This window comes from Kosakonia sp. YIM B13571 (assembly GCF_042788095.1).
Classification (GTDB): Bacteria; Pseudomonadota; Gammaproteobacteria; order Enterobacterales; family Enterobacteriaceae; genus Kosakonia; species Kosakonia quasisacchari.
Genome location: NZ_JBHZPL010000004.1, coordinates 371,814 through 395,797, shown reverse-complemented (window position 1 = coordinate 395,797; position 23,984 = coordinate 371,814). Strand labels below are relative to the sequence as shown.

The following is a 23,984-nucleotide window of genomic DNA, read 5'->3' as shown; positions in this document are numbered from 1 at the left end:
ATCGTCGTTGTAAATAACCGTTTCGCTGACATTAAGAATTACTGCCTATTTTATTTCTCTTCGCTGGTCTGTTCTATGCTTATCAGTTCTGTCTGAACCTTATAAGGAACAGGATATATGAGAGCACTGACTTATCACGGCGCGCATAAAGTTAGCGTTGATAACCGCCCCGACCCGGTTATCGAATCTTCAGACGATATTATTCTTCGTGTTACCGCAACGGCAATTTGCGGCTCTGACCTGCATCTTTACCACGGGAAAATACCGGGCACCAATCACGGCGATATATTCGGTCATGAATTTATGGGCGAAGTGGTGGAAACCGGGCCGGGCGTTCATGCCGTCAGTAAAGGCGACCGGGTAGTGATCCCTTTTGTCATTGCCTGCGGGGAATGTTTCTTCTGCAAACTTCACCAGTACTCGGCCTGTGAGCAAACCAATTCCGGCAAAGGCGCGGCGCTGAACCGCAAAGGCATCACGCCGCCTGCGGCGCTGTTTGGTTACAGCGATTTGTACGGCGGTATTCCCGGCGGCCAGGCCGAATATGTACGGGTGCCGAAAGCCAACACCGGGCCGTTTAAAGTGCCGGATACGCTGGCCGATGAGAAAGTGCTGTTTCTCTCCGATATCTTGCCTACCGCGTGGCAGGCGGTGAAAAACGCCGAGGTGAAACCCGGTTCCAGCGTGGCGATTTACGGTGCCGGACCAGTCGGTTTACTCACGGCGGCCTGCGCACGTCTGGAGGGGGCAGAACAGATCTTTATGATTGATGACAGCGACTACCGGCTGGCTTTTGCCCGCGATCGCTATGGCGTGATACCGATTAACTGCGATAACAATGACGATCCCGCCGCCTGGATAATTGAAAACACGGCGGGACACCGTGGCGTTGACGCCGTTATCGATGCCGTGGGATTTGAAGCCAAAGGCAGCACCACCGAAACGGTGCTCAGCACGCTGAAAATCGAAGGCAGCAGCGGGAAAGTGCTCCGACAAGCGATCGCTGCTACGCGCCGGGGCGGGATTGTCAGCGTGCCCGGCGTGTATGCCGGATTTATCCATGCGTTCATGTTTGGCGATGCGTTTGATAAGGGGCTGACATTCAAAATGGGCCAGACGCATGTGCATGCGTATCTGCCGGATTTGTTACCGCTGATTGAGTCTGGTCATTTGAAACCGGAAGAGATCGTCACGCACCACCTGCCGCTGGAAGAGGCCGCTCGCGGGTATGACATCTTCGATAAGCATGCCGAAGATTGCCGTAAAGTGATCCTCGTGCCGGGCATGAATGCAGAAAAAGCGACGATTTAACCTGTCGCCTGTTCGCTATCGGGAATTGTTGGAACGCGCAATGCCTCTCCTGGCGAGGAGAGGCATACCGAAGCGCTGAAAGCTTAAATAAAGGTAAAAATCTCGTCGCGCGGCAGGCGCGATTTTGGCAGCGCGGCGTTGAAATCGTTGTTGCTGCGAAAACCGAGCGACACCAGCACCACGCTGGTCAGCCCTTTCTCACGCAGGCCGAGGGAGAGATCCAGTTCGCGCTGGTCGAAACCTTCCATCGGTGTGGCATCAATCCCCAGCATTGCCGCACCCAGCAGCAAGCCGCCCAACGCCAGATAAACCTGTTTTTCCATCCACTGTGGCAAATCGCGTTGCTCATAACGGTGAATATTCACGTACGAACGGCGGCCCTTATCCTGACCCGCTTTTGCCGCTTCGTCTTTAAAGCGACCCTCTTTCTGCTCTTGTTCCAGAACATTTTGCAGATGCTGCTCATCAAGATCGCTGCGTATGCACAAGGCAATAACGTGTGACGCATTGACGATTTTCGGCTCGTTATAAACGAACGCGGCGGTGGCGGCTTTCGCCATTGCCGCGCGGCCTTCCGGCGTGGAGGCGACCACAAAGTGCCACGGTTGCGAGTTCACTGAAGAGGGGCTGTTTTGCAGCACGTTGAGCAACGTGTCGATTTTGTCCTGCGGCAGCGTTTTGCCGGGTTCAAAGGCTTTCACGGTATGGCGGGCAATTACGGCATCATCAAGTGTCATCGTTATTCTCCTGGCGCAATGTATGAAAATTCGGGACGAACCGTCCCGTAGAGTGTGAGGAGAATAAACGCAAAGCGGCACAAGATAAATCGGTGTAAAAAGGCAGCACTTTCACTCGGCGAGTGAAAATGGGGTTTGCCCGGGCGCGGTTTTCTGGCAAAACAGAGAGGTCACTCGCCTGTTATTCATCCTGCGGAGAAACCATGATTCGGCTGGAAGATGTCACGCTGTTCGTCCGTTCAGCGCTACTGGGAAGTTTTTCAAATGCGGCGCGTGAAGCCGGGCTGTTACCAGGCCAGGTGAGCGCGGCGGTACACCGGCTGGAGCGGGATCTGGATAAACGCCTGTTTGTGCGTTCCACGCGCAGTTTGCGCCTTACCGCCGAAGGGGAAAAATATCTCCCTTTCGCGCAGGAGATGCTGGCGGTAGTCGCGGCTGGTGCCGAGAGTTTGCACAGCGGCGATAAAGAGATTCAGGGAGAGTTGCGCGTGGCAGTGCCTTCCGATATAGGCCGCAATGTTCTGCTGCCGCTGATTACGCGCTTTTGCGAGCAGCACCCCAAAGTGTCGCTGCGGCTTTCGCTTTCCGATCAAATCAGCGATGTCTTTCGCGATCCGGTCGATATCGCCATTCGTTACGGCGTGCTGGACAACAACAGTTATGTCGCGCTGCCGCTGGCGGAAGATAACCGCCGGGTGCTGGCGGCGGCACCGGCTTACCTGGCGCAGCACGGACGCCCGCAAACGCTGGATGACGTGGTTAATCACCACTGTTTACTCTTCACCATGAACAGCCAGGTGTATGACAAATGGAGCTTTCCGGAAAACGGTATGCGGCGCCAGTTGATCGTCAAAAGCCGTATGCTGTGCGACGACGCCGATGTTGCCCGGCGTTGGGCGCTGGAAGGCATGGGCATTATTTATAAATCGTGGATCGATATCAGCGCTGATGTGCTGGCCGGCAGGCTGGAAGTGCTGTTGCCGCAGCACCCTGGCGAAGCCACGCCGCTGAACCTGATTTGCCCGCATCGCAAACAGTTTTCCCCGGCAATTCGCCATTTGCATAGCGTGTTGCGTGAACATCTGCGCCCGATCACCGCGTTGCTGCAAACTCACCCGGCGTTTAAACCGCACGGATGACCAAAAAATGTACGCCACTGCGCGCCAGGATTAACCTCTTTGCGTAGCACATTACGCACGCTTACGGAGGTATCAGCACATGGCTTTACGTTCACTGGGTACAACAGGGTTACAGATCCCGACACTGGTTTTCGGCGGCAACGTTTTTGGCTGGACGGTCGATGAAAAACAGAGCTTCAGCTTGCTGGATGCATTGCTGGAGCGAGGTTTTACCGCTATCGACACCGCCGATGTTTACTCGCGCTGGTCTCCGGGCAATAAAGGCGGCGAATCGGAAACCATTATTGGCAACTGGCTGGCGGCGCATCCTGGCGCGCGCGACAAAGTGACGCTGTTTACCAAAGTCGGCGCCGATATGGGCGAAGCGGGTAAGAAAGGCCTTTCCGCGCGCTGGATCACCCAGGCGGTGGAAGATTCGTTACGCCGCCTGAAAACGGACTATATCGATCTCTATTTCTCACACTGGCCGGACAGTGAAACCACCTATGACGAAACGCTCGGCGCGTATGAAAAGTTGCTGAAAGCCGGGAAAGTCCGCGCCATTGGCGCATCCAACCTGAATGCCGAGCAACTGGGCGAATCGTTAAAAGTGGCAGACGCTAAAGGTCTGCCGCGCTACCAGGTGCTGCAACCGGAATACAACCTTTACGACCGTTCCAGCTTTGAAGGCGCGTTGCAGGATTTAACAGTGCGGGAAAACATTGGCGTGGTGACCTATTACAGCCTCGCGTCCGGTTTCTTGTCCGGTAAATACCGCAGTGAAAAAGATTTGAGCCAAAGCCAGCGCGGGCAGGGGATTGCCAAATATCTGAACCCGCGTGGTTTCGCCATTGTTGAGGCGCTGGAAAGCGTGGCGGCCAGCCACAATGTGAAACCCGCCGAAGTGGCGTTGGCGTGGCTGATTCAGCAACCGGGCGTTACCGCGCCGATTGCCAGCGCCACCAAACTGGCGCATATCGACAGCTTTGTCACCGCCGTATCGTTAAACCTCTCCGCAGATGAAATCGCCGCGCTGAATAAAGCCGGTGCCTGATCCCCATTGCCCGGAGCGGTATACCGCTGCCGGGCTGCATAACCTGATGCGCAATTGAGCTATAGCCGCGCACCAATCCAGACCGCAATACGCTTTTAAAACAACGGCAAACAAGAATATAACGCAACTTATCTGCGCACTTATTGGCGGCGTGTGAGCCCTCACTTTGCCCATCGAACCGGCGTAAGTCACGCGGGTGTCTTTCGCCATCAGAGTGCGGTAGACACCGCCAGCACGCTTAACGGTAACTACCTGAGTCGTTAGTGATTGGCGGTATCGCCCATAGAAGGAAGAGTGTAAGCGGCGGATCTGTTGAGGTTTTGTTGAAGTAAACGCAGCAGTAATGTGCAAAAAATCCCCAAGTGACACACCCTGTCAGGGCGATCGTTTATCTTTCCCTGAGCGAAATCATGGCATTGTGTAATTGTTGCGCTTTGGGCGGAAATTTCATTTTAGTTTTTCGTGTTATTGCCGTTAACCACTATGAAAAAACAAGGTGTTACCTGGAAAGCAGGGCCGTGGCGCGTGGGTCAGGCCGTAACCGTTAACGTCTCCTGAGACTTTGTATTTCGGAACCCGTCACAATGAAGGATAGTCACGACAGAAAACACGACCCGTTGATTGAGCGGCTGTGCGAGATCTTCGCGGCACTGTATCAGGGAAAGATCATTGATAAAGCGTGGCTGTGCGAAAAATTCGGTATCACGGAACGTACGGCTTATCGCGATCTGGCACGGCTTGGGCATATTCTCGATCAGGTTTCGCCGGGGCGTTATAAACTCAGTGTCCATCTTCTTCCTGCCTTGCATAACGGCCATTTGGCGGAGTTCGCCGATTTTACCGGCGTGGCGCACCTGTTTCCGCGTAATGACGGTCAATCACTGCGTAACAGTATGCAGCACCGTGGCAATATTACGTTTCACGCGCCGAGTAGCCGGGAGAACCGGCAAATTGAAGATGTCATTAATCAGCTTAATCACGCCATTACCGGGCATTGCGAAGTGGAATATCACTATCGCGATAAACCCCGGTGTGCGCAGCCTTATCGGCTGATTAACCAGTACGGTCTTTGGTATCTGGCTGCGGTGGAAAATGGACGGCTGAAAGCGTTTGAAGTGGCGCGAATCGAAAACCTGAAAAGCACAACTCTTTGTTTTGAACCCCATGCGGAGGTGCTGGCGGAGCTGGAAAACAGCGTCGGCATCCGTTTTGGCTCGCGGGTGGAAGCGCTGCTGCGCGTCTCGGCGCACGCCGCCGAGTATGTCACCCGCCGGGCGCTGTTTCCGGCGCAACGCATTGTTGAACAGCATGATGACGGTAGCTTAACGCTCGCTACCGCCATCACCGATCCGCACACGCTGTTTCGCTGGTTGCGCTACTGGTTGCCGGATATCGGCATTCTTTCTCCGGCGTCGCTGCGCGAACAGTTTGAGCAGGATCTGCACCTGCGCTACGCCCACGGCGTGGCGCAGAGATAGCGTCCGCGCCTACAAAAGTGAAAAGTATTGGTGGGGGGCTAGCGAGGCCTTCCATCTTCAATCCACTTTTTCACTAACCCCATCGGCAGGCGGTACCGCGCACAGTTATACACCTCAAGGATGCGCAGTTCTTCCTGCAACAGCGCTTTGAAACGAGCCGTTTCTCCCTCGTCGAGGGCGATAGACGTTAGCGCGGCGTCCAGGTTCTGCCTTTCGCGAACCACATAACCAATCGCTTCATTTAACGCTTCGCGATGACGAAACCGAAACGGGTCAGGTACACCCATCGCGTCGAGTGTGACAGCATATTTTTTAATTGAACGGCGATATAAAAACTCAAAGAGCTCAGCGGCAAGGGAGACGTCTCGTTTTTCATAAATCCCCATCATGGCATAGGCGTATTCGGTGGGGTCTGCGTCGAGAAAGGAGAGGGGAGCGCTGTTGTAAATCATCAACGGAATATTTGCGGCGAGCCGGCTTGTCCGCTTGTTGCCATCTTCAAAGGGCTGTAGATAAGCAAGGTTGACCCACAGGAAAAACGCGGATTCAACCGGGTTTTTAATCAGCCTTGCTTTCTCAACAATGATTTCAAACATTTCTTTAAGCAAAACAGGCGTCTGTGGAGGTGTATATGTCGTGCCGCTGACGTTAACGATTTTGGTTCTTATGCTGCCAAGCCCCATTGAGTCCGACAATAAATCACTCATCAAGATCGAATGCAGATTGCTGATGACAGGTGTTGTGAGCCCGTACTGCGGAACCGCATCAATAAGAAACTCAATGGCTTGTTTATGGTTGAGCAGCATTACCGCATCCATGTCTCCCGCTTCCCTGCCACTGCGAAACAGCTCTTCTGTTGCCAGCAGTGAATAGGTGTTGCCTTCCAGGCGAGAAGAGGACCATGAGAGATCGACCAGCAGTTGTTCCAGTACTTTTCGGGCATAGGTTCCGGCAGGCTGTTGGCCCGCCATTTGGCCTTCGTTCAGCAGGGTTTCCGCAAGCGCTTCAGACAGTAAAAATGTTTCGTTAGGGATGTAGGCATCGACGAAATCCCGGACATAACCGGTGATTTCTCGTGTGGTAAGCGGAGACTGAAGGTAGGTCAACAGAGACCGGGCATTATATGGCGCAGGAGATTCGTTTGCGGCCATCACCAGGCGATGAAGCGCAGCACGGGATAGTGTATAGCGGGTGGCTTTTCCCACTCCTTCTTTACGCAATAATCCTTCGTTGATAAGGACTTCAAGGTGGCGTTTGATTGTCGACTTGCCAACCTGGAGCGCCTGGGCAAGTTCGCTGGAACTGACGGGCGTATTTTTCTCGCGGATCGTCACCAGTATTTCGTCTCGTACAGCCATACTTTCTCCTTACCCAACCCGCTTAGCCTTGTGGGCCGTAAATGTTAATACGGCCCATCATAAAGGCAAATACGGCTCATGGTAAGAAAAATAGGGTCCATATTCGATTTTTTCGGCCCATCTCGCAGAAATGCGGCCCATAATGGGCAGACCAGCTCGGCTGCGCTTTCGGCTAATCTTTATTTTCTACGTTGCTCATTATGCCTCCGGATTAGCCGTGATACTGCTCGTCGGTAACATGTTCAAGCCAGGTAACCGGGCTGCCGTTGAGCGATTCGGCAATGGCGATATGCGTCATTGCGTTCTCAGCCGTTGCGCCGTGCCAGTGCTTCACCTCCTCCGGGATCCAGACGATATCGCCCTGATTCATCTCCTGGACGGCTTCGCCTTCGCACTGAATCCACCCTTTTCCGTGCGTAATAATCAGCGTTTGACCTAGTGGATGGGTGTGCCATGCGGTACGCGCGCCGGGTTCAAAAGTGACTATCGCGCCACCCACGCGTGCGGGTTCGTCGGCTTTAAACGGCGCGTCGAGACGTACGCGACCAGTGAAATAGTCCTGCGGCCCTTGCGCAGAGGGAACCGAGGCGCTGCGGATGATTTTCATGCTGTTCTCCCGTGTTTGAATACGTTTTAAAGCGTAGCTGGCAGGCGAGAAATCGTTGAATGCGTCGCGACCAGAACCGCGACTGACACCGGTAAGTAACCCGATTTTCTGCGCCCTATCCACTTCGAAAGGAAAAGTGACAGGGCGATCATAATCCTCACTGACTACCGGTACTATTGGGGGAAATCGGCATGAGCTTATGAGTAAAACTCATCAATGGCGGCGTAGCGCCATGACTGCACTGGCAAGGGTAAACAGCGCCATGATCCACGCCATCGTCCAGGGTGTTCCGTCGCGAAACCACGTCAGCAGCAGCGAAGAGATAATACCGCTGCCATATTGCAGCGAACCAATCAGCGCCGAAGCGGAACCGGCGATAGAGGGAACGGCATCGAGCGCGGCGGCGGTTGAGGTGGCAGCGATAATGCCGTTCATCGAGAAGAACAGGAACACCGGAATAATCACCGTAGCAATGCCGCCGAACTGCAATTTCACTGCCAGAGCCAGGGCCACCATAGCCAGCGCGGCAACCGTGACGGCGATTTTCAGTAACTTATCCAGCGGATGGCGCTGCACCAGCCGCCGGTTCAGAAAGCTCACCCCCATTAGGCCGACAATATTGACGGCAAACAGCCAGCCGTAATATTGCGGATCAATATCGTAATAGCGGATGTAAACGAACGGCGAACCGGTAATAAAGGCATAGGCAGAGACGTAGAAGAAGGTCACGCACAGCGTGTAACGCATAAACGCGCGGTTACGCAGCAGTGCGAGGTAGTTACGAAATGCGCCCGGCAGCGAAGCTTTGGTGCGTTTTTCGGCGGGTAAGGTTTCCGGCAGGAAATAGAGCGAGAGAAACATCAGCGCGCCAATTCCCGCCAGCAGCCAAAAAATGGCGTGCCAGCTGGTGATTTGAATAATTTGCCCGCCCGCCAGCGGCCCAACGATCGGCGCTATCGCCATAATGATGGTTAAGGTTGAGAGCATTTGCGCCGCGCGGGTGCGGGCAAACAGATCGCGGATCATCGCCCGCGCCAGCATCGGGCCGGTGCAGGCACCGAAAGCCTGAAACACGCGCCAGAACACCATCTGGTGGATTTCAGTGGAGAGCGCGCATCCGGCAGAACCGATGATAAACAACAGCATGCCGATAAACAGCGGCGTACGGCGACCGACTGCGTCGCTGATCGGCCCCCATACCAGTTGTGCCAGCGCGAAGCCGACCAAAAAGCCGGTGATGGTCAGTTCAATATCACCCTGTAGTTCTTTCGCCATCAAGGGCATCGCGGGCAGGTAAATATCCGTCGACAGGGACGTAAAGGCCATCAGCGCGCTGAGGATCGCGAGAAATAGCGGCCCGTGTAGCTTGTTGTTCATAAAATCCTGATTAAGTCACGAAGGGAACGCCGACAAGGGCGGAACGGTATCTTAATCAGTGCGGCACAAATGATAACGCCATTAAATCATAATGACGTTATGCGCCAAATTCATGAGTGACGTTCGCTCACCGTCATGGTGAAAATAACAGGTTGGCTGCTTTCATTGGCATAGTGGTGCGCGGTGTCGGTTTGTGCCACCGCAGAGCAGCCTTCACCCACGACGAGCGCCGTTTGGCCAACCTGAATGTGCAGCGTGCCGCGCTCAACGTGCAGCAGTTCCACGGTGCCGGAAGGGTGGCCTGGCGAGGCGAACCGCTCGCCGGGGAACATCTCCCAGCGCCACATCTCCAGCATATCCGGCCCGCTGGTGCCTGCCAGCAACCGCGCAGTGCCGCCGTTTTCGCCCTGCCACAACGTGGGGATGTCTTCTTTTTCGATCAGATGTGCGGTCGGTTTACTGGCGACATCGACGATATCGGCCACCGAAACGCCCATCGCGGCGGCGATTTTACACAGCAGGGCGATACTCGGATTGGCGAGACATTTTTCGATCTCGACCAGCATGCCTTTGCTGACACCCGCGCGGCGGGAAAGCTCATCCAGCGAGAGTTTTTGTTGCTTACGAAACGCTTTAATACGCGTTGCCACCGCTTCACTGACGCGATGAACATCCGCGCCTGAGTCGGTCGGTTTATTGACTTTTTTGGTCATCGGTCGATACTGTGCAATAAAATGGTCACTAAAAAGGATTATCCGATGCTTTCCGTTCAGCCGTCAATCGATGCCCGTCTTTCCGCCATCGCCCCTGGTTTTCGCGCACTTAGCATTTATGTTGATGCCGCGCCGCTAGTGAACCCGCAAGTGGGCGAAACGGTACTGGCGAGCGCCTGTGAGTGTGTGGCTACGGGCGGCCCGGTATGGGCGGATGTGCACCTGGCGGCATGGGATGAGGTGTTTAAGCGCTTTGGCGCAAAGCCAAAACGCACGCCCTGCTCGGCACAAGCGCTGCGAAAACGCGTGCAGCGCGACGGCGTGGTACCTGCAATTGACCCGGTGGTGGATCTCTATAATGCCATCAGCCTGCGCTACGCTATTCCCGTCGGTGGCGAGAACATTGCGGCCTATCACGGCGCGCCGCGTTTGACGCTCGCTGACGGTACGGAGCTGTTCGACATGATGAAAGAGGGTGAGCTGGCGCACGAATCACCGGAGCCGGGAGAAGTTATCTGGCGCGATGACACTGGCGTAACGTGCCGCCGCTGGAACTGGCGGCAGGGCGTGCGCACCCGCCTGAGCGCTGCCGACAGCCAGATGTGGTTTATCCTCGAAAGCCTGCCGGAAATGCCGCTGGACGCATTATGTGAGGCAGGCGACGAACTGATCGCCGGATTGCAACGTATGATGCCGGGCTGTCGTGTTGAAAAAACCAGGCTCGGGTTTGATCTCTGAAGGGGGAAGAATGGATTTCACAGGATTGAGCGCATTTCCGCTGTCGCCGCTGCGCGACGAACGGCTGGATGAAACGGCTTACGTGAAGTTGATTGAACGGCTGCGCGTTGCCGGGGTCGATTCGATTGGCGCACTGGGTTCGACGGGGTGCTATCCCTATTTCAGCCGTACCGAGCGGGCTAATGCGCTGCGCCTGGCGACGGAACATTCCGGCGCGGTTCCGGTGATTGCCGGGATTGGCGCGTTGCGCACACGCGATGTGCTGTGGCTGGCGGAAGACGCGCAGAAAGCGGGCGTTAGCGCCGTGCTGCTGGCACCGGTTTCCTACCACGCTTTAACCGAAGAGGAAGTGTTCAGCCTGTTTGCTGCCGTTACGCGCGAACTCTCCGTGCCACTCTGCGTGTACGATAACCCCGGCACCACCCATTTCACCTTTAGCGACGAACTGCTGCTGCGTATTGCTCAATTGCCCAATATTGGCTCAATCAAAGTCCCACCGATTTCCGCACCCGAGCGAGCTGCGCGCCTGCGCCCGCAAATTCCGCAGAGCATCACGCTGGGTATCAGCGGCGATGCCAGCGCGGTTGATGGTCTTAGCGCCGGATGCGGCGTCTGGTATTCGGTGCTTGGCGGGTTGTTTCCGCAAGCGGCGTTGGCGATTTCCCATGCGGCGCAGGCAGGAGATTTAACGCGTGCGCGTGCGCACTCTGATGCGCTGCAACCGTTGTGGGACATCTGTAAACGCTACGGCGGTAGCCTGCGGGTGATGGCCACTGCGGCGGAACTGCTGGGTTTAGCGGGCGCATCGTGCTTGCCCGCGCCATTGCAAACGCTGACCGGCGATGCGCGCCGCGAAGTGGCAGACGTAATTGAGCAACTGCGGTTAGCCTGACGATTGCTATTTGAACGTTCCGTACCCCCTCCGGAGAGGCCTGGGATAGCTGGTTTGATGGTGAAAGTGTGTCACCAGATTTTATGGCTGCACGGGAGCAGCCAGGGGAGCAAAACAGGGAAGACTTTTGATGATCAAATTTATGCTGGATACGAATATTTGCATTTTCACTATCAAGAACAAACCTGAAATCGTCAGGCAGGCTTTTAATCAGCACAACGGGCAGATGTGTATCAGCGCTGTCACGTTAATGGAGCTGATTTAGGGTGCCGAGAAATCGGCCATCCCCGAAAAAAATTTGCATGTTGTGGAAGGGATTACGGCACGCCTGGAAGTGCTGCCATATGGCGTAGATGCTGCTGTTCATACAGGCCTGTTGCGCGCGGAGTTAGCCAGAGCGGGTACGCCAGTCGGCCATATCATGCCATGATTGGCGCACATGCTCGCTCACTGAGACTGGGGCTTGTCAGCAATAACACTCGCGAGTTCGCCCGCATACCTGGCTTGCGCTTGCAGGGCTGGACCTCGCATTAACCAGATGATTGCGCCCCCAGCCGTTTCGCCACAAAGCGGGAAATCGCCGGGCCGGTTATCAGCACCAGGATAAACCTCCCGGTCTGCATCGCCATCACAAACGATATGTCCACCTGGCTTGACGAGGCGATAATCGCCACGGTATCCGCCCCGCCGGGGCTGGTGGCAAGGTAAGCGGTGAGCGGGTCGATCCCGGCGAACTGCACCAGTAACCAGGCAAAACCGCAGCACACTGCGACGAGCGTCAGAACCGACAGCAGCACGCGCGGTAATGCGCGGGCAGCGTAGCAGACAATCTCTCGCGTAAAACGTAAGCCAATACTCCAGCCAATCATCGCGTAGGAGAGCGCCAGCAGCCACGGCGGCAATTCCAGCGACAGCAAACCGGTATCTTCAACGATTATTCCCAGTGCCAACGTTATCAACATTGGCCCGGAGGGAATTTTTACGCAGCGGGCAATCAGGTAACCTGCTGCAATTACCAGTAATGTTCCGGCAAACGGTAGCCAGCGCACCGGGCCGAACAACGTAAAGGTGGCGACCGCGTGATCCGCGTTCTCAGTGCCCATCCACATGCGGGTCACCAGTACCGCGACCAGCGCCACGATCATCACCCGCAGATACTGCATAAACGCCACCAGGCGGACATCCGCGCCAAAGCTCTCAGCCATAATCGTCATGGCCGCCGCTGCGCCTGGCGACGATCCCCAAATGGCTGTTGAACCGGGGAAAACCTGCAATTTCGCCATGATCCAACCAAGAATCGCGCTGGCGAAAATAACGGAGAAAATACAACTGATAAACAGTGGCCAGTCGGCGGCGATGCGGCCAAACACGGACGGCGGGATCGCATGCGCAATCATCGCACCGACCACCGCCTGCGCGGCGGCGAAGTATTTTTTACTGACGGTAACCGGCCGGTTGAAGATGGCGAGAATAATGCCGGAAAACATCGGCCCCAACAGGAGCGCGGCAGGCAGATGGATGAGTTCCATTACGGCCACGAAAAGCAATGAAAGGGCGATAAGCTGTAACCAGTTGCGAAACCAGGGCGTGTTTATCGCCATCAGCGGCACCCCCTGCACACCGCCGCAGCGGCGGTAAAATCAATCAACGGCATAACGCTTCCCGAAAAATAACATGTTGAAAAGCAAGGTTGGGTCTTTGAATGTAAGTGTTCTTCTTCATCCCTGCAAACGCACTTTCCCTCCCGGCAAGGCAATTTGGCAGATATTACCTATAATCCCAAGGGGGATTTACCGTGTTTTGCTTAGCCAGCATATTTGTCAGCGCGAACTCTCCATAAGCGCTACGGCAGACGATGTTTTTATTAACGAATATTTATTCGAGAGAATATATTTTTTCTAATTCAATTATTTTCTGCTTTCCTAATAATTTGATTGGTATGGGCTATTACACCCATAGGTTTTGATGTTTGTGAAAATTCCTAATCTCTTATTGGTTTCCTTGCGTAATGTAACCTTAGTGACTAATTTTTTATTACTCTGTGTTACTGTTTTTATTTTATGAGTTCTAACTTATTAAATTTTAAAGTTTTTCTGTTTTTTAAGCATGTTAAACTTTATTGCTGCATTTTTATTTAATTTAAAGCTAATACTTTTGGACGATTACTTCCTAAAACTTCGTTTTTTCCTAAGTGAAATTTCTTCCCAGGTACCCATGGCTTTCATTATGGATTAAACAGCTTTTTTTATGGATTTTATGGCTACTGCTGAAATCGTTCATTTAAGCATTCTTTGGTGAAAGCCATGGGCGGTAGCATTTTTTGTGCTTTTTTATTTGATTATTTTCTAAATTAATAATGGTATCGTGATGCCAAACGCGATATCACATTTCAAATTAAACGAAGACATAATTTTGTTTTCGCCATAATTCGCTGGCAAATATTATTTCCCGGAGGTTGGATATGTATATCATCTCTCAGGATAGCTATTTTGTCATGGGCATGGATAAGCTGCTTAAAGCCATTAACCCACATGCAACGCATACGCTGGTTGCCTATGAACGGGGAGATGGGAAAATATTGTTTTTTAGTATGAACTCATTGCTCTATATTTTAAGTGAAGAAAAAGGGTTTAATTCTTTTATTTGCACTCGATTTATTACAATCGATAAATCCTCTTCGGTATCTTTGCTGCGGCACGAGATCAGAAAGATACTTAACTTTCTGAAGGGGCATGAAGAGATCTATTCCTTTCGCGAAGTCCACTTTAGCGCGACGGAATATAAAATTATGTTGCGATTTCTTGATTACCAGTCCAGTGACGCGATTTCGCAGTCACTGGGTATTGATAAGAAAATCGTCAGTAATTATAAAAATGCGATATTACGTAAACTGGGTTTAAACAGTATGGCGGAGCTTATCCATATTTATAATAACTGGAACGACTGTTTTTGTTGCTCCGAAGGAAAAGTCATGGCGGATGCGATATTTCTTCCCCGTATCGGGACGAATGAGCTAAAGATGATAAGACGCGCGAATAAGCCTGCTTCAGAACCTGTGGTTTCACCGCTTTACTCTGGCAGTTTCTGTCATATACCTGCGTTGCGGACTCGTCAGCGTTCTTTATTGACCATGTAGCAATAGTTTATTGCTTTTGTTGCTGTTTATTCAAAACTCTTGTGCGCCTATCCTGCTTCGCATCAGGTTGTTAACCGCAACCACATCGACCGAATCAAGTAAGGATAAGCCACCATGTTATTCGATAAATATTCTCTGAAGACGCTCGCGTTAACTAACCGGATTGTGATGCCGCCAATGACCCGCTCCCGTGCCGGAACGGGTGATGTGGCCACCGACATGATGGCGGATTACTACGCGCAGCGCGCCAGTGCCGGGCTGATTATCAGCGAAGGCACACAAATCAGCCAGCAGGGTCAGGGATACGCCTGGACGCCGGGTATTTACAGCGATGCGCAAATTGCTGGCTGGAAAAAAGTGACCGATGCGGTGCATCACGCGGGCGGCAAAATTTTTGCTCAGTTGTGGCATGTGGGGCGCGTTTCCCACACCGTTTTGCAGCCCGGTAACGCGGCACCGGTTTCCTCTTCGGCGATTCAGGCCGAAGGCGTAAAAGTGTTTGTCGATGTGGAAGGGCGCGGACCGGAAAATGGCGTGGGCGATATGGTGCAGTACTCCATGCCGCGTGCGCTGGCTGTGGAGGAAATTCCCGCTATCGTCAACGATTACGCACAAGCGGCGCGTAACGCAATTGCTGCCGGTTTCGATGGCATCGAATTACACGGCGCGAACGGTTACCTGATTAACCAGTTTATTGATTCGCAGTCGAACCTGCGCGACGACGAATACGGCGGTTCGCTGCAAAACCGCCTGCGCTTTATGAAAGAAGTGGTGGAAGCCGTTTCTGCGGCGATTGGTAAAGAACGCGTCGGTATTCGCCTGGCTCCGCTTACTACGCTGATGGGTTCACGCGATGATACGCCGGAAGCCACTTATCTCGCGGCGGCGAGCGTTCTGAATGCGATTGGCATTGCTTACATTCACATCGCCGAAGCGGACTGGGACGACGCGCCGGTGATGCCTGCGGCGTTTAAAGAAGCGCTGCGTATTATTTTCCACGGCACGCTTATTTACTCTGGCAAATATACGCCGGAACGTGCCGAAGAAGCGCTGGTGAACGGCTGGGCGGATTTAATTGGTTTTGGCCGACCGTTTATTGCCAACCCGGATTTGCCGTACCGCCTGCAACATAATCTGCCGCTTAACGAACCGATCAGAGAGAAATTCTTTGGCGGCGGCGCAGAAGGCTACCTGGATTATCCATTACAGAAAGCGTAATAACGAACGGGGGCAAACGCCCCCGTTTTTGCGTGCTGCAAACCGCCGTCAGAAATCATAGGCATTAATAACTTTCATTAATGCCGTGTCATTTTTGTATTTTTCCCGCAGCGTTTTGAGCTGCACCACCGCTTTGCCGCAGGTGGCTTGCAGGCTGGCATCCAGCTCTTTCTGGCGCTGCTCGTCGAGATCCGAATCCTGCTCGCCGGCGAAATGCTCGCACTCTTCGGCAAGGTTGCGGAAATCCTGAACGTCTTTCGGCAACGGGGCGGCAGCAAAACTGGTGTTGAAAATAAAGGCGGTGGAGAGAATAAAAAGGAAGCGCTTCATCGGTTGTTGTCTGTGGAATTTCGAGGCGCTTATCTTACTCCTTAATAATGGTGATGCAGAGAGGGAAACGAACGACTTTTAACGCGTTTTTTGGCGTGCAGTATTTAGCCGATGCTGCCGATTTCACCGCGTTCTTCTCACCGTAAAACACCTTCCAGGTTGGTCTTTTCATTTCCTTCCGCCCCGGCAAATACAGCCTGCCCGCAGGCACGCTGTATTTGTCATGCTGCAAATCGGCAGGATTCAGTCTGGCCGTGATTGCAGATACGCGTTTTTCATGACGTCCTTCACTTCCCTGAGCTGCTTGCGCGTTTTATCCAGCGCCGTCGCCAGCCACTCCTCTTTATCACTGTATTTCACCAGCACGATGCAGCCCTGCATCACTTTCACCAGAATATGTTGCCCGGTATTAAACCCGGCATCGCGCAGCCACTTGCCGGAAAGCGTGATGCTCGGCGTGCTCGCGTCGCCCTGATTCGGGCGATATCGCACAATTACGTTGTGCTCGGTTCCGGCAATGGTGAAGTCTGAGGTAGAATGCGGATCAGCCATTATCAACTCCTTGATAGTTGGGGATGGTTAGACGCTCCGGTTGTGTTCCTGCACATCGGAGCGTTGTTTACGAAATCCAATTTCATGTGGTAGGTACCACATGAACATAACGTAACCGAAGTGGTACCTACCATGCAAGAAAAAAAGAAGCTTAATTTTGATCGAACCAAAAGCACGATGAAGAACATCCGATTTGAGGATGATCTTTTGGAACAGATTGAGAAAGCGGCCGGAAAAGGGAATTTCAGTAAGTGGGTTAAAGAGGCTTGTAGGATGCGGTTGGATAAAAGCGGAATGAAATAAAATAATATCTTCTTTTTATAGAGGTTATTTAAATACAGAGATTAGTTAAATGACTTGTATTTAACTAATCAGAAATAATTGAGAAAAGCCTCTTTGTAAAATTAGTTACCCAAATCTATCTTTAAATCGTTGCGAACTGATCTTTCTATTCATTTTACTATTACAGTTTGGACATAAGTGTTGCTTTTTTCCTTCAATAGTCCATGTATAGTATTTTTTCTTAAAGCTAGCATTACAAATATCACATCTGGTTGGCTTAAATATTGCGGCGATGATTACTAAAAAAACAAACCCACCCAATAACCACTCCATATTACTTTCTCCTTATTGCCCTTGCCGGATTTATAAATATACTACGGATTTTTATATATAGCAGGGTTGTAAAAATAAATTTTCTGAAAAGGTCATTAAATGATGATTGATATATAAAACAAAGGGGGTGGCAAACAAATCAGGTTTTATAAAGCATTTTGGCGGAGATCACAGGAGTCGTATTTAATTGATAATCACATTGAATTTATTGAATATTTTAAAATCGCGATCCCTTGCATGCCCCCAATTATGCCCCCACATGATTTTCCTTGTTAGATCACTGTTTAAATTATGCGCGATTCATGCTGAGTTTAAATCTTGCCCGGTGGACATCCAAAGGTGTTAACCAAGGTTCTTGATCTTGCCTGGTGAAACCTCTCTGGTCAATACGGACAAGTTCAAAGCGCTCCACTAGAAAGTTAACCGCATCTACCAGCGAAACTCCTGCCTCAATATGTTCACTGATGATGTTGCCGTCATGAAAAGGTGTGTCATTCAGTGTAAGTCCATAATGTTTATCCAGCAGAAATGTGAGTAATGTTTGCCATACCTGCACGGGTTGCAGGTATGGTGAAATCGGTACCGTAACCGGTACGGTAAACTGTTTCATCCGTAATCCTTAATGAGTTAATTTCAGAACGTATAGTGTGTTGGTTTGCCGTAAAGCATTTGGGCGACGAAGAATTCATTATTACTGTTTTCGAACCAGGTCCAGATATCTAAAACGGGCGTACCGGTTGGAAAATGGAGAAAAGGCTTACTGATAATAAGGCTACCTTCGTTTTCTGCTACAACGATGTTTCCCAGTTCCCTCCATAAGCTATCAAGCCGTTCCATTGATACAGGCATTTTTACCTCCTTTAAGCTGACGATGGAACCGGATAAATGGTGACGTAGACATAGCCGCAACTTCCTCGCGTATCGGCCTCACAAACCAACCCTTCTCTTTCAAGCCTGATACAGCGCGAATTATGAGGGTCCAGCTCACAGCTTCGCAGAGCAGCCTCCATGATGCTGATAAATATCGGGAAACTATGGTCAAGCTCCTGTAATAGCTCAGGTGAGAATTTACCGTAAAGACCGGCTCGGTCGCCCAGGTAATGCAGCCGATTCCTCTCCTGCACCAGACGGGCACCAAAGCAGGGTGTGATGTCCTGCCGCAGCCCCATTGCGGGGAAATGGATGATGTCATGAGTTATTACTCCGGTAATGGATGATGTTTATTGTCAGGGCCTTCATATCAGGCCTTGCTCTGCGAAGGACAGGATGTCACTGCGCCCAACAACGAAATGGTCCAGCACACGGACCTCAATGAGCCCGAGAGCCTGTATGAGCCGTTGTGTGACGGTCTTGTCGGCATGACTGGGGTCGATGCATCCTGACGGATGGTTATGGGCCAGAATGACGGCTGCGGCGTTGTGGCGCAGTGCCCCTTTGACGATTTCGCGTGCATGGACTTCGGTCTGGTTGATGGTGCCGAGAAAAACGGTCTCGCTTTCCAGAAGGCAGTTCTGGTTGTCGAGGTAAAACACCATAAAGACCTCGCGCTCAAGCCCGGCCATCTGCAGACGCAGCATATCCCGGACAGCATGGCTGGAGGTCAGTGGCTGACCGGACACCCGAAGGTGCCGGTCAAGTAATCGTATTGCACGTTCTATGATGCGTAGTGAAGCGGATGTCATCCCCGGTGGGGCCATCATTGGCAATTCAGACATAGTAGGTTTCTCGGTCAATGAGATTTCGAGCAGTAGAAATGGGTAGTCGTAATGAAGGCTAATGCCCAAGCATAACGATGCTGGTATAAGCTAGCTAAGTATGGTGATAGGGTAACGCTTTAAATATCAATACCTAATATGTAGTCTATGAGCATAGGTGAAGCATATTTTCTGCCATCACCCATAAAGCACGATTGAGTTTTACATCACCATTAATTCCAGCAACAGCACGAGTTCGACTGCTTTTCCCTTGTGCAGTGCGTCCCGGCAGCCCTCCTTTAATCAGGTTCTCCTGAATCCGCTGGTAAGTCGTCCAGAGATCATTATTTTGATCTTCCCAACGGCGGGGTACCAACAACTGCGTTTCTGTCACTGGCTGGAACTCTTCGCCAAATCGATAGGTCAGCGCCGCTTTAGCCATTGCCTGTTGTGCAGGCGGCGGGAGCATCAGTGCCTGCATTTCTTCTCGTCGCTCGTCTATACAATCAAAGATCCCCAAAACCTCATATGCACCCTCAATGACTTTCTCAACAACATCTCCTTTATGGGGTACCCGCACTTCACCAAAGGACTCACCGCAAATTAACCCGTTCTGACATACAGCCCTGAAAATACCAAGTAACATTTGATAGCTACTCGAACCATCATGGCTGTTAAGCAGGATAATCTCCGGCACCTGTTTGTCGGTGATTTGGCCTTCACGGCGTAAACGCAGCATGTGTTTGGTGTGTTCACGTTTGCTCTGGTCGCGCACACGGGTCTGACAGGCGAAGAACGGCTGAAAACCTTCACGTTGCAGGTTATCCAGTAGGGTAATTGTCGGAATATAAGTATAACGGTTACTGCGCGATTCATGCTTATCTTCACTAAATACGCTTGGAACGACACGAAACAATTCATCGTGAGTTAAAGGACGGTCACGGCGAATTACATTCACTTGACCAAAGCGGGAAGCTAAACGAGTCATAATGAATTCCTAGTCAAGAAGAAAAAAGAAAAGGCCATGACTCTTTAGGAGCATGGCCTTTATATTGGCTGGTACTTTTGTTAAATTAAGAAGAAGTCTGACGTTTTGCAACAGAACTATATCCAGATGTTCTTGTTGATAAAAATCACATTCTCATACTAATAATATATATTTAATTTTCTATGGGTGTCACTTTAGCCAATCAGGAGAGCCATCGCTTCTTTTAAATCCATTCATCTTTTCTTTAACGCTTTCAAACGCATTTCTGAATGATCCCAAGTTGAGTTTGATTTGTTCGTTGTTCATATGTAGTTTGACGAACCTGTCCGGAACTCCCAACATGCCATTTTGACCAAAATCCTGATTTAAATACAAGTTGTCTATTTCAGTCATTAACAGTTCTTTTTCTTTTTGTCTGTATAATAATCCAGCAAAAAAACCGCCCAGCAATACTTCTCTTATTGGTTTCAAATAAAGCAATCGTTCATATCTATCAGATAACCAGCCCTTAACTGCAACATCTTTGAAACGATGATAGCGTATATTAAGAAAGTCGATCCTGAGGAAGTCTTTGTTATATTCTATCGATTTAAAAAGGAACCTTGATGCCTGTAGATGGATTTTTATATTTATAATGACCTTACTTTTCGTATTTGCGTCTCCCTCTGTATAAGATTTGACAACCACATCAACCCTGTCAATGAAAATAAGATTCAGATCGGCGACATCCATACCATATTCGAGTTCAGACCATTTATCTTTGATCATTTTAGGGATTAATCCCTGCACTTCATTTTTTACAGAATTCATTAAAGCTTTCAGGCTTAAAGACATCATGCCAAAAAAGATAGATTCATAATCATGAGATATTATCTCATCAATCTTGTGAAGCTGAATAACACCATCTTTAGTTATTTGCCGTACTGAATCTATGGTCATATCCGCAGGGTGGGCAGTTTTATAAGAATTACGATTGAAGATAGAGTTCACTCCATGGTAATCATCTTTAAAAATAGAGTAAGAATTATTCATTTCCTCTTTTCTTGCAATGATTTTATCTGAGAGTTCTTTCTGAACTATATCCCGAATAAACTCAGACTTACCCTTTCCTACACCATGAGCCTCTTTAATTATTACATCATAAAGTAAGTCATCGCCAATATGAACTTTGATCGTATTTTTACTTGCCATTTTGAACCCTAAAATAAAGTATGGGAGTCCCTTTTAGCTCGTATTTTATGGGGGCCCCAAATCATACGCAATAACATATTGGCGCTTTAATGCCGTGTGTGCACACATGGCAGCTTTCCTGGAATAAGGGTTTGGGGTAAGTATAAAAATACTACTCTCCCTATACTGGTTTTGTCGGCAACACCGCTCTGGCAGGTAGTACACGCTATCCAATCACTCCTAAAAAAGCAGAAAAATCCAGCTAACTAGAGAGCGGTTCCAATGGCTTTTTCCCTTTTGTTTTCTATTTTCTTCTTCTATTTCCATTCTCTTCCTTTCCCTTCTGTTCCTTCGTATTGTTAATAATGGACGTAGATGTAGTAGACGTAGATATCAATGAGGAACAAAGACATAAGTAAGGGACACAGACATACGGAAGTAGATCTACATGAGGGGATATTAGTACCCGTAACCATCCCCTTAGAGAAGAGCCAGAGAAAGGGGTAGGAAGAGACCATCATTCCTTAAATCATTACCAGGTATCCGATGAGCTGAGTTCAATCAGCTAAGGACATCATGTAATGAGCATCAAGAACCAGAGTCGGTATGGGGAACTGAATCAAGCCTATGTGCACGGTATCACCAGAACAATCGACAGAGCGTTAAAACAGTATCCCCGCCTATTGGCAATCAGAGTCGATCTGCGCTTCCCTGACGAAGAAGAGCGTCCAGATTGCCCTACACAGTGTTATACCGCCTCTGAGGTCATAACTCGTTTCATCAACTCAGTAAAATCACAAATCAAAGCGGATATTAAACGTAAGCAAAAAACGGGTAAGAAGACCCTGACATGCAACATGAGATTTGTATGGGTACGGGAATTTAATCAGGAAGGGAGCAAGAAGCATTATCACGTATTACTTTTGCTCAACAAAGACGCCTATGCGTGGCCGGGGAAGATTAAACAAGATCCTGACAATGCTTTCAACCAGAGTGTTTTTAATATGGTTGTTCAGGCATGGATAAGGGCAATAAAAAGAGATTATGCGGAAAACAAATATAAGGGGCTGATTCACATCCCTCCAAGTGGCTTTTACCAGTTAAACCGTAATAACCGTTACTTCGAGGATACTTACGAAAATTTGACCTCAAGAGCAATGTATTTGGCTAAAGAGTACAGCAAAAACAATTTAGATGGTCAGCGTAACTTTGGCTGTTCTCAGAACTGATAAGTAATTTATTACTAGGGAGTGGATGTTGAGAAGGAGAATGCGTCAACGGTCAACCACCAGCAATGGCGCTTCTCCTGATTCACTCAATATCAGGATGGAGACAACCCCATGAGTAACAACTTCCAACAATCCTACCTCACCAACGACAAAATGGTCGATATGGCATTTATCACCAGCTTTACGGGCTTAACCGATAAATGGTTCTACAAGCTGATCAAAGACGGAGAGTTTCCGAAGCCAATTAAACTGGGTCGTAGCTCCCGCTGGATGCAAAGTGAAGTAGAAGCTTGGGTTCAAAACCGCATCAATCAGTCGCGACAGTAACATAACTGAGAATGAACCTGATAAGTTGACCCCAGTTGCGGACTCAAACCTCCTCCAAAACCTTCATTGAAGCTTTGTGCTTTAAAACTAGCAAGTCATGTATCTTAAAAAGAAAATCGGTCAGAAACGCATGTAGCGTATTCTACGCATGTCGAAAATACCGACAGAAATACACTGAGCATTTACACATCTCATCTGACTGTCATTACAGTCTCATCTTTGTGAAAATAAAAGGAATTATATCTATGCCCAAGATAAACATATTGCGGGTAAAGCAGTATCTGGCTCTCGACGCTGACAATCATTACGTTCCTGCAAAAGAGGTTCAGCCCGGAACTGACAATCTGTGGCGCTGTCCTGATTGCCATTGTCCTGTAAGGCTGCAGGACAACATCATTGGTGAAGAAGCCTGGTTTGAGCATTTTCCGCCTACTAAAGTCACTAAAGCCGATGTGTCAAAATGCGGTTACATTCGGGCAGAAATCAGGAGACAGGCTTTTCTTCTACGATTACGCGCACTGGTTGACAGTATGGATACCATCAACCCGGTTACGCACTGGTTCTGTGTCTGGTGCAATACTCACTATCAGGGGGAGAAACATTGTAAGACCTGCAAAACGGGGATATATAGTATCAGCAGGGGAGACTGGAGCTGGAATTATAACCAGCCGGAAGGTAAATCGAATTCGGGGAATAAAGCGACAACAGCTCAAATACCACCTTCAGGCGACCGGTAAGCCATCCTGAAGCCGTTGCTCACCATCGCGGACATCTCACATTCAGGAATGCGCTTACAGGCCCTAACTATCCCTTTATTTTGACTGCCTTATTGATAGCGAGAGAAGGGTGAAATACAGCACTCAGTCCACCTTGCTGAAAAGCGTGGATAATTTTGGTTTTATTCTCAATGTCCAAAGCGCCGAAAATCAGGCTCCACCATTTCTCGATATCTTCTTCTGAGAGATGTTCTCCGGCCTGCCTGGCATTTTCAGTAAAGGGGTCACCCTCTCCCGTGATAAGCCAGGTCAAAGAACGGCCGGTGTATGCGGCAATCGTAGCTACGCTGTCGATACCTGGCTCAGTACCGCTTTTAAGGTACTTTCTCATGGATGCTTCGGAGACTCCGCAATCCCTGGCAAAAGAGGCGACAGACTGCTTTCCGATAACAGCTTTGAGACGCTCGCCGAAATGCTCCGGTCCTTTCGGGATGGGGCGCTCCCCCCAACTGAGCTGACTATGATTACTCTTCATACTGAACAATCCAGGTTATTAGAATGAAAACTATAGTGCGATATTTAACTTCATTAATAGTAATATTTTACCGAAATTATAGTAATTTGGC

Annotated in this window: 27 protein-coding genes and 1 pseudogene; 13 read left to right on the top strand and 15 right to left on the bottom strand. The window is 50.3% G+C overall.

Annotated features, from left to right (window positions below; genetic code table 11):
- Positions 1-117: 117 nt before the first annotated feature.
- Positions 118-1,311 (top strand): zinc-dependent alcohol dehydrogenase, encoded by a 1,194-nt coding sequence (locus tag ACFX4O_RS13380; protein WP_380209368.1) that lies wholly within the window; start codon positions 118-120, stop codon positions 1,309-1,311.
- An 83-nt stretch (positions 1,312-1,394) separates the two neighbouring features.
- Here the strand turns inward: ACFX4O_RS13380 and nfsB are convergent, their stop codons facing one another.
- Positions 1,395-2,048 (bottom strand): oxygen-insensitive NAD(P)H nitroreductase, encoded by a 654-nt coding sequence (gene nfsB / locus ACFX4O_RS13375; RefSeq protein WP_380209370.1) that lies wholly within the window; start codon positions 2,046-2,048, stop codon positions 1,395-1,397.
- A 203-nt stretch (positions 2,049-2,251) separates the two neighbouring features.
- On the opposite strand from nfsB, the gene ACFX4O_RS13370 reads away from it, so the two are divergent.
- From ACFX4O_RS13370 to ACFX4O_RS13360, 3 genes are all read left to right on the top strand, one after another.
- On the top strand, positions 2,252-3,187 hold the full coding sequence (locus tag ACFX4O_RS13370) for a LysR family transcriptional regulator (protein ID WP_131412484.1): 936 nt from the start codon (positions 2,252-2,254) through the stop codon (positions 3,185-3,187).
- 79 nt (positions 3,188-3,266) lie between these two features.
- Positions 3,267-4,220: an aldo/keto reductase gene (locus ACFX4O_RS13365; RefSeq protein WP_380209372.1), complete on the top strand. Its 954-nt coding sequence runs from the start codon at positions 3,267-3,269 to the stop codon at positions 4,218-4,220.
- Positions 4,221-4,804: 584 nt separating this feature from the next.
- Positions 4,805-5,698 (top strand): WYL domain-containing protein, encoded by an 894-nt coding sequence (locus ACFX4O_RS13360; RefSeq protein ID WP_131412480.1) that lies wholly within the window; start codon positions 4,805-4,807, stop codon positions 5,696-5,698.
- 38 nt (positions 5,699-5,736) lie between these two features.
- On the opposite strand, the gene ACFX4O_RS13355 is transcribed toward ACFX4O_RS13360, so the two are convergent.
- The 4 genes from ACFX4O_RS13355 to ACFX4O_RS13340 all read right to left on the bottom strand — a co-directional run bounded on the left by ACFX4O_RS13355 (position 5,737) and on the right by ACFX4O_RS13340 (position 9,753).
- A complete protein-coding gene (locus ACFX4O_RS13355; RefSeq protein WP_380209374.1) occupies positions 5,737-7,056 on the bottom strand; it encodes a Fic family protein in 1,320 nt (439 codons plus the stop codon).
- 211 nt (positions 7,057-7,267) lie between these two features.
- On the bottom strand, positions 7,268-7,663 hold the full coding sequence (locus tag ACFX4O_RS13350) for a cupin domain-containing protein (RefSeq protein ID WP_131412476.1): 396 nt from the start codon (positions 7,661-7,663) through the stop codon (positions 7,268-7,270).
- A 213-nt stretch (positions 7,664-7,876) separates the two neighbouring features.
- Positions 7,877-9,040: a multidrug effflux MFS transporter gene (locus ACFX4O_RS13345; protein WP_380209376.1), complete on the bottom strand. Its 1,164-nt coding sequence runs from the start codon at positions 9,038-9,040 to the stop codon at positions 7,877-7,879.
- A gap of 110 nt (positions 9,041-9,150) precedes the next feature.
- Positions 9,151-9,753: a helix-turn-helix domain-containing protein gene (locus ACFX4O_RS13340; protein WP_131412472.1), complete on the bottom strand. Its 603-nt coding sequence runs from the start codon at positions 9,751-9,753 to the stop codon at positions 9,151-9,153.
- A 45-nt stretch (positions 9,754-9,798) separates the two neighbouring features.
- Between ACFX4O_RS13340 and ACFX4O_RS13335 the strand changes: the two genes are divergently transcribed.
- The 3 genes and pseudogenes from ACFX4O_RS13335 to vapC all read left to right on the top strand — a co-directional run bounded on the left by ACFX4O_RS13335 (position 9,799) and on the right by vapC (position 11,917).
- Positions 9,799-10,491 carry a B3/4 domain-containing protein gene (locus tag ACFX4O_RS13335; RefSeq protein ID WP_380209379.1) on the top strand — a complete coding sequence of 231 codons (693 nt, stop codon included), beginning with the start codon at positions 9,799-9,801 and terminating at the stop codon, positions 10,489-10,491.
- A 10-nt stretch (positions 10,492-10,501) separates the two neighbouring features.
- Positions 10,502-11,383, top strand: a complete 882-nt coding sequence (locus ACFX4O_RS13330) for a dihydrodipicolinate synthase family protein (RefSeq protein WP_380209380.1) — start codon at positions 10,502-10,504, stop codon at positions 11,381-11,383.
- Between the two features lie 130 nt (positions 11,384-11,513).
- Positions 11,514-11,917, top strand: a pseudogene (gene vapC / locus ACFX4O_RS13325) (tRNA(fMet)-specific endonuclease VapC).
- Here the strand turns inward: vapC and ACFX4O_RS13320 are convergent.
- Positions 11,914-12,984, bottom strand: a complete 1,071-nt coding sequence (locus ACFX4O_RS13320) for an AbrB family transcriptional regulator (RefSeq protein WP_380209382.1) — start codon at positions 12,982-12,984, stop codon at positions 11,914-11,916. The pseudogene vapC and the gene ACFX4O_RS13320 overlap by 4 nt on opposite strands.
- An 860-nt stretch (positions 12,985-13,844) precedes the next feature.
- Here ACFX4O_RS13320 and ACFX4O_RS13315 point away from each other — a divergent pair.
- Both ACFX4O_RS13315 and ACFX4O_RS13310 read left to right on the top strand, forming a co-directional pair.
- Entirely contained in the window at positions 13,845-14,519 is a 675-nt protein-coding gene (locus tag ACFX4O_RS13315; protein WP_380209384.1) for a helix-turn-helix transcriptional regulator, read from the top strand.
- Positions 14,520-14,633: 114 nt separating this feature from the next.
- Positions 14,634-15,737, top strand: coding sequence for an alkene reductase (locus tag ACFX4O_RS13310; RefSeq protein ID WP_380209386.1), 1,104 nt, complete (start codon positions 14,634-14,636; stop codon positions 15,735-15,737).
- A gap of 48 nt (positions 15,738-15,785) precedes the next feature.
- On the opposite strand, the gene ACFX4O_RS13305 is transcribed toward ACFX4O_RS13310, so the two are convergent.
- Entirely contained in the window at positions 15,786-16,067 is a 282-nt protein-coding gene (locus tag ACFX4O_RS13305; protein WP_131412460.1) for a hypothetical protein, read from the bottom strand.
- Positions 16,068-16,310: 243 nt separating this feature from the next.
- Entirely contained in the window at positions 16,311-16,619 is a 309-nt protein-coding gene (locus ACFX4O_RS13300) for a SymE family type I addiction module toxin (protein WP_131412458.1), read from the bottom strand.
- Between the two features lie 132 nt (positions 16,620-16,751).
- On the opposite strand from ACFX4O_RS13300, the gene ACFX4O_RS13295 reads away from it, so the two are divergent.
- Positions 16,752-16,922: a YlcI/YnfO family protein gene (locus ACFX4O_RS13295; protein ID WP_380209388.1), complete on the top strand. Its 171-nt coding sequence runs from the start codon at positions 16,752-16,754 to the stop codon at positions 16,920-16,922.
- Between the two features lie 601 nt (positions 16,923-17,523).
- Here the strand turns inward: ACFX4O_RS13295 and ACFX4O_RS13290 are convergent.
- The 6 genes from ACFX4O_RS13290 to ACFX4O_RS13265 all read right to left on the bottom strand — a co-directional run bounded on the left by ACFX4O_RS13290 (position 17,524) and on the right by ACFX4O_RS13265 (position 21,107).
- Positions 17,524-17,844, bottom strand: coding sequence for a TA system toxin CbtA family protein (locus ACFX4O_RS13290; RefSeq protein WP_380209390.1), 321 nt, complete (start codon positions 17,842-17,844; stop codon positions 17,524-17,526).
- Positions 17,845-17,867: 23 nt separating this feature from the next.
- On the bottom strand, positions 17,868-18,083 hold the full coding sequence (locus tag ACFX4O_RS13285) for a hypothetical protein (RefSeq protein ID WP_380209392.1): 216 nt from the start codon (positions 18,081-18,083) through the stop codon (positions 17,868-17,870).
- An 11-nt stretch (positions 18,084-18,094) separates the two neighbouring features.
- Positions 18,095-18,403, bottom strand: coding sequence for a type IV toxin-antitoxin system YeeU family antitoxin (locus tag ACFX4O_RS13280; protein WP_380209393.1), 309 nt, complete (start codon positions 18,401-18,403; stop codon positions 18,095-18,097).
- 66 nt (positions 18,404-18,469) lie between these two features.
- The gene (gene radC / locus ACFX4O_RS13275) at positions 18,470-18,949 is read right to left on the bottom strand and encodes a DNA repair protein RadC (RefSeq protein ID WP_380209395.1); all 480 of its coding nucleotides are present in this window, start codon (positions 18,947-18,949) and stop codon (positions 18,470-18,472) included.
- A gap of 145 nt (positions 18,950-19,094) precedes the next feature.
- The gene (locus tag ACFX4O_RS13270; RefSeq protein WP_380209397.1) at positions 19,095-19,916 is read right to left on the bottom strand and encodes a DUF932 domain-containing protein; all 822 of its coding nucleotides are present in this window, start codon (positions 19,914-19,916) and stop codon (positions 19,095-19,097) included.
- 189 nt (positions 19,917-20,105) lie between these two features.
- Entirely contained in the window at positions 20,106-21,107 is a 1,002-nt protein-coding gene (locus tag ACFX4O_RS13265) for a hypothetical protein (RefSeq protein WP_380209399.1), read from the bottom strand.
- A gap of 560 nt (positions 21,108-21,667) precedes the next feature.
- Between ACFX4O_RS13265 and ACFX4O_RS13260 the strand changes: the two genes are divergently transcribed.
- The 3 genes from ACFX4O_RS13260 (at position 21,668) to ACFX4O_RS13250 (ending at position 23,379) form a co-directional block, all read left to right on the top strand.
- A complete protein-coding gene (locus ACFX4O_RS13260) occupies positions 21,668-22,315 on the top strand; it encodes an inovirus Gp2 family protein (protein WP_380209401.1) in 648 nt (215 codons plus the stop codon).
- Between the two features lie 111 nt (positions 22,316-22,426).
- A complete protein-coding gene (locus ACFX4O_RS13255) occupies positions 22,427-22,642 on the top strand; it encodes a helix-turn-helix transcriptional regulator (RefSeq protein ID WP_380209403.1) in 216 nt (71 codons plus the stop codon).
- A 245-nt stretch (positions 22,643-22,887) separates the two neighbouring features.
- On the top strand, positions 22,888-23,379 hold the full coding sequence (locus ACFX4O_RS13250) for a putative zinc ribbon protein (protein ID WP_380209405.1): 492 nt from the start codon (positions 22,888-22,890) through the stop codon (positions 23,377-23,379).
- Between the two features lie 67 nt (positions 23,380-23,446).
- On the opposite strand, the gene ACFX4O_RS13245 is transcribed toward ACFX4O_RS13250, so the two are convergent.
- On the bottom strand, positions 23,447-23,893 hold the full coding sequence (locus tag ACFX4O_RS13245) for a helix-turn-helix domain-containing protein (RefSeq protein WP_380209407.1): 447 nt from the start codon (positions 23,891-23,893) through the stop codon (positions 23,447-23,449).
- Positions 23,894-23,984: the final 91 nt, after the last annotated feature.

Bases quoted from the DNA above. Each gene is read 5' to 3' on its own strand.
- ACFX4O_RS13300 (WP_131412458.1), bottom strand. From the start codon at position 16,619: ATGGCTGATCCGCATTCTACCTCAGACTTCACCATTGCCGGAACCGAG.
- ACFX4O_RS13285 (WP_380209392.1), bottom strand. From the start codon at position 18,083: ATGCCTGTATCAATGGAACGGCTTGATAGCTTATGGAGGGAACTGGGA.
- ACFX4O_RS13270 (WP_380209397.1), bottom strand. From the start codon at position 19,916: ATGACTCGTTTAGCTTCCCGCTTTGGTCAAGTGAATGTAATTCGCCGT.
- ACFX4O_RS13255 (WP_380209403.1), top strand. From the start codon at position 22,427: ATGAGTAACAACTTCCAACAATCCTACCTCACCAACGACAAAATGGTC.
- ACFX4O_RS13345 (WP_380209376.1), bottom strand. From the start codon at position 9,040: ATGAACAACAAGCTACACGGGCCGCTATTTCTCGCGATCCTCAGCGCG.
- ACFX4O_RS13245 (WP_380209407.1), bottom strand. From the start codon at position 23,893: ATGAAGAGTAATCATAGTCAGCTCAGTTGGGGGGAGCGCCCCATCCCG.
- radC (WP_380209395.1), bottom strand. From the start codon at position 18,949: ATGTCTGAATTGCCAATGATGGCCCCACCGGGGATGACATCCGCTTCA.
- ACFX4O_RS13355 (WP_380209374.1), bottom strand. From the start codon at position 7,056: ATGGCTGTACGAGACGAAATACTGGTGACGATCCGCGAGAAAAATACG.
- ACFX4O_RS13280 (WP_380209393.1), bottom strand. From the start codon at position 18,403: ATGGGGCTGCGGCAGGACATCACACCCTGCTTTGGTGCCCGTCTGGTG.
- ACFX4O_RS13360 (WP_131412480.1), top strand. From the start codon at position 4,805: ATGAAGGATAGTCACGACAGAAAACACGACCCGTTGATTGAGCGGCTG.
- ACFX4O_RS13260 (WP_380209401.1), top strand. From the start codon at position 21,668: ATGAGCATCAAGAACCAGAGTCGGTATGGGGAACTGAATCAAGCCTAT.
- ACFX4O_RS13320 (WP_380209382.1), bottom strand. From the start codon at position 12,984: ATGGCGATAAACACGCCCTGGTTTCGCAACTGGTTACAGCTTATCGCC.
- ACFX4O_RS13365 (WP_380209372.1), top strand. From the start codon at position 3,267: ATGGCTTTACGTTCACTGGGTACAACAGGGTTACAGATCCCGACACTG.
- ACFX4O_RS13295 (WP_380209388.1), top strand. From the start codon at position 16,752: ATGCAAGAAAAAAAGAAGCTTAATTTTGATCGAACCAAAAGCACGATG.
- ACFX4O_RS13290 (WP_380209390.1), bottom strand. From the start codon at position 17,844: ATGAAACAGTTTACCGTACCGGTTACGGTACCGATTTCACCATACCTG.
- ACFX4O_RS13315 (WP_380209384.1), top strand. From the start codon at position 13,845: ATGTATATCATCTCTCAGGATAGCTATTTTGTCATGGGCATGGATAAG.
- ACFX4O_RS13335 (WP_380209379.1), top strand. From the start codon at position 9,799: ATGCTTTCCGTTCAGCCGTCAATCGATGCCCGTCTTTCCGCCATCGCC.
- ACFX4O_RS13350 (WP_131412476.1), bottom strand. From the start codon at position 7,663: ATGAAAATCATCCGCAGCGCCTCGGTTCCCTCTGCGCAAGGGCCGCAG.
- ACFX4O_RS13265 (WP_380209399.1), bottom strand. From the start codon at position 21,107: ATGGCAAGTAAAAATACGATCAAAGTTCATATTGGCGATGACTTACTT.
- ACFX4O_RS13305 (WP_131412460.1), bottom strand. From the start codon at position 16,067: ATGAAGCGCTTCCTTTTTATTCTCTCCACCGCCTTTATTTTCAACACC.
- ACFX4O_RS13250 (WP_380209405.1), top strand. From the start codon at position 22,888: ATGCCCAAGATAAACATATTGCGGGTAAAGCAGTATCTGGCTCTCGAC.
- nfsB (WP_380209370.1), bottom strand. From the start codon at position 2,048: ATGACACTTGATGATGCCGTAATTGCCCGCCATACCGTGAAAGCCTTT.
- ACFX4O_RS13380 (WP_380209368.1), top strand. From the start codon at position 118: ATGAGAGCACTGACTTATCACGGCGCGCATAAAGTTAGCGTTGATAAC.
- ACFX4O_RS13370 (WP_131412484.1), top strand. From the start codon at position 2,252: ATGATTCGGCTGGAAGATGTCACGCTGTTCGTCCGTTCAGCGCTACTG.
- ACFX4O_RS13310 (WP_380209386.1), top strand. From the start codon at position 14,634: ATGTTATTCGATAAATATTCTCTGAAGACGCTCGCGTTAACTAACCGG.
- ACFX4O_RS13340 (WP_131412472.1), bottom strand. From the start codon at position 9,753: ATGACCAAAAAAGTCAATAAACCGACCGACTCAGGCGCGGATGTTCAT.
- ACFX4O_RS13330 (WP_380209380.1), top strand. From the start codon at position 10,502: ATGGATTTCACAGGATTGAGCGCATTTCCGCTGTCGCCGCTGCGCGAC.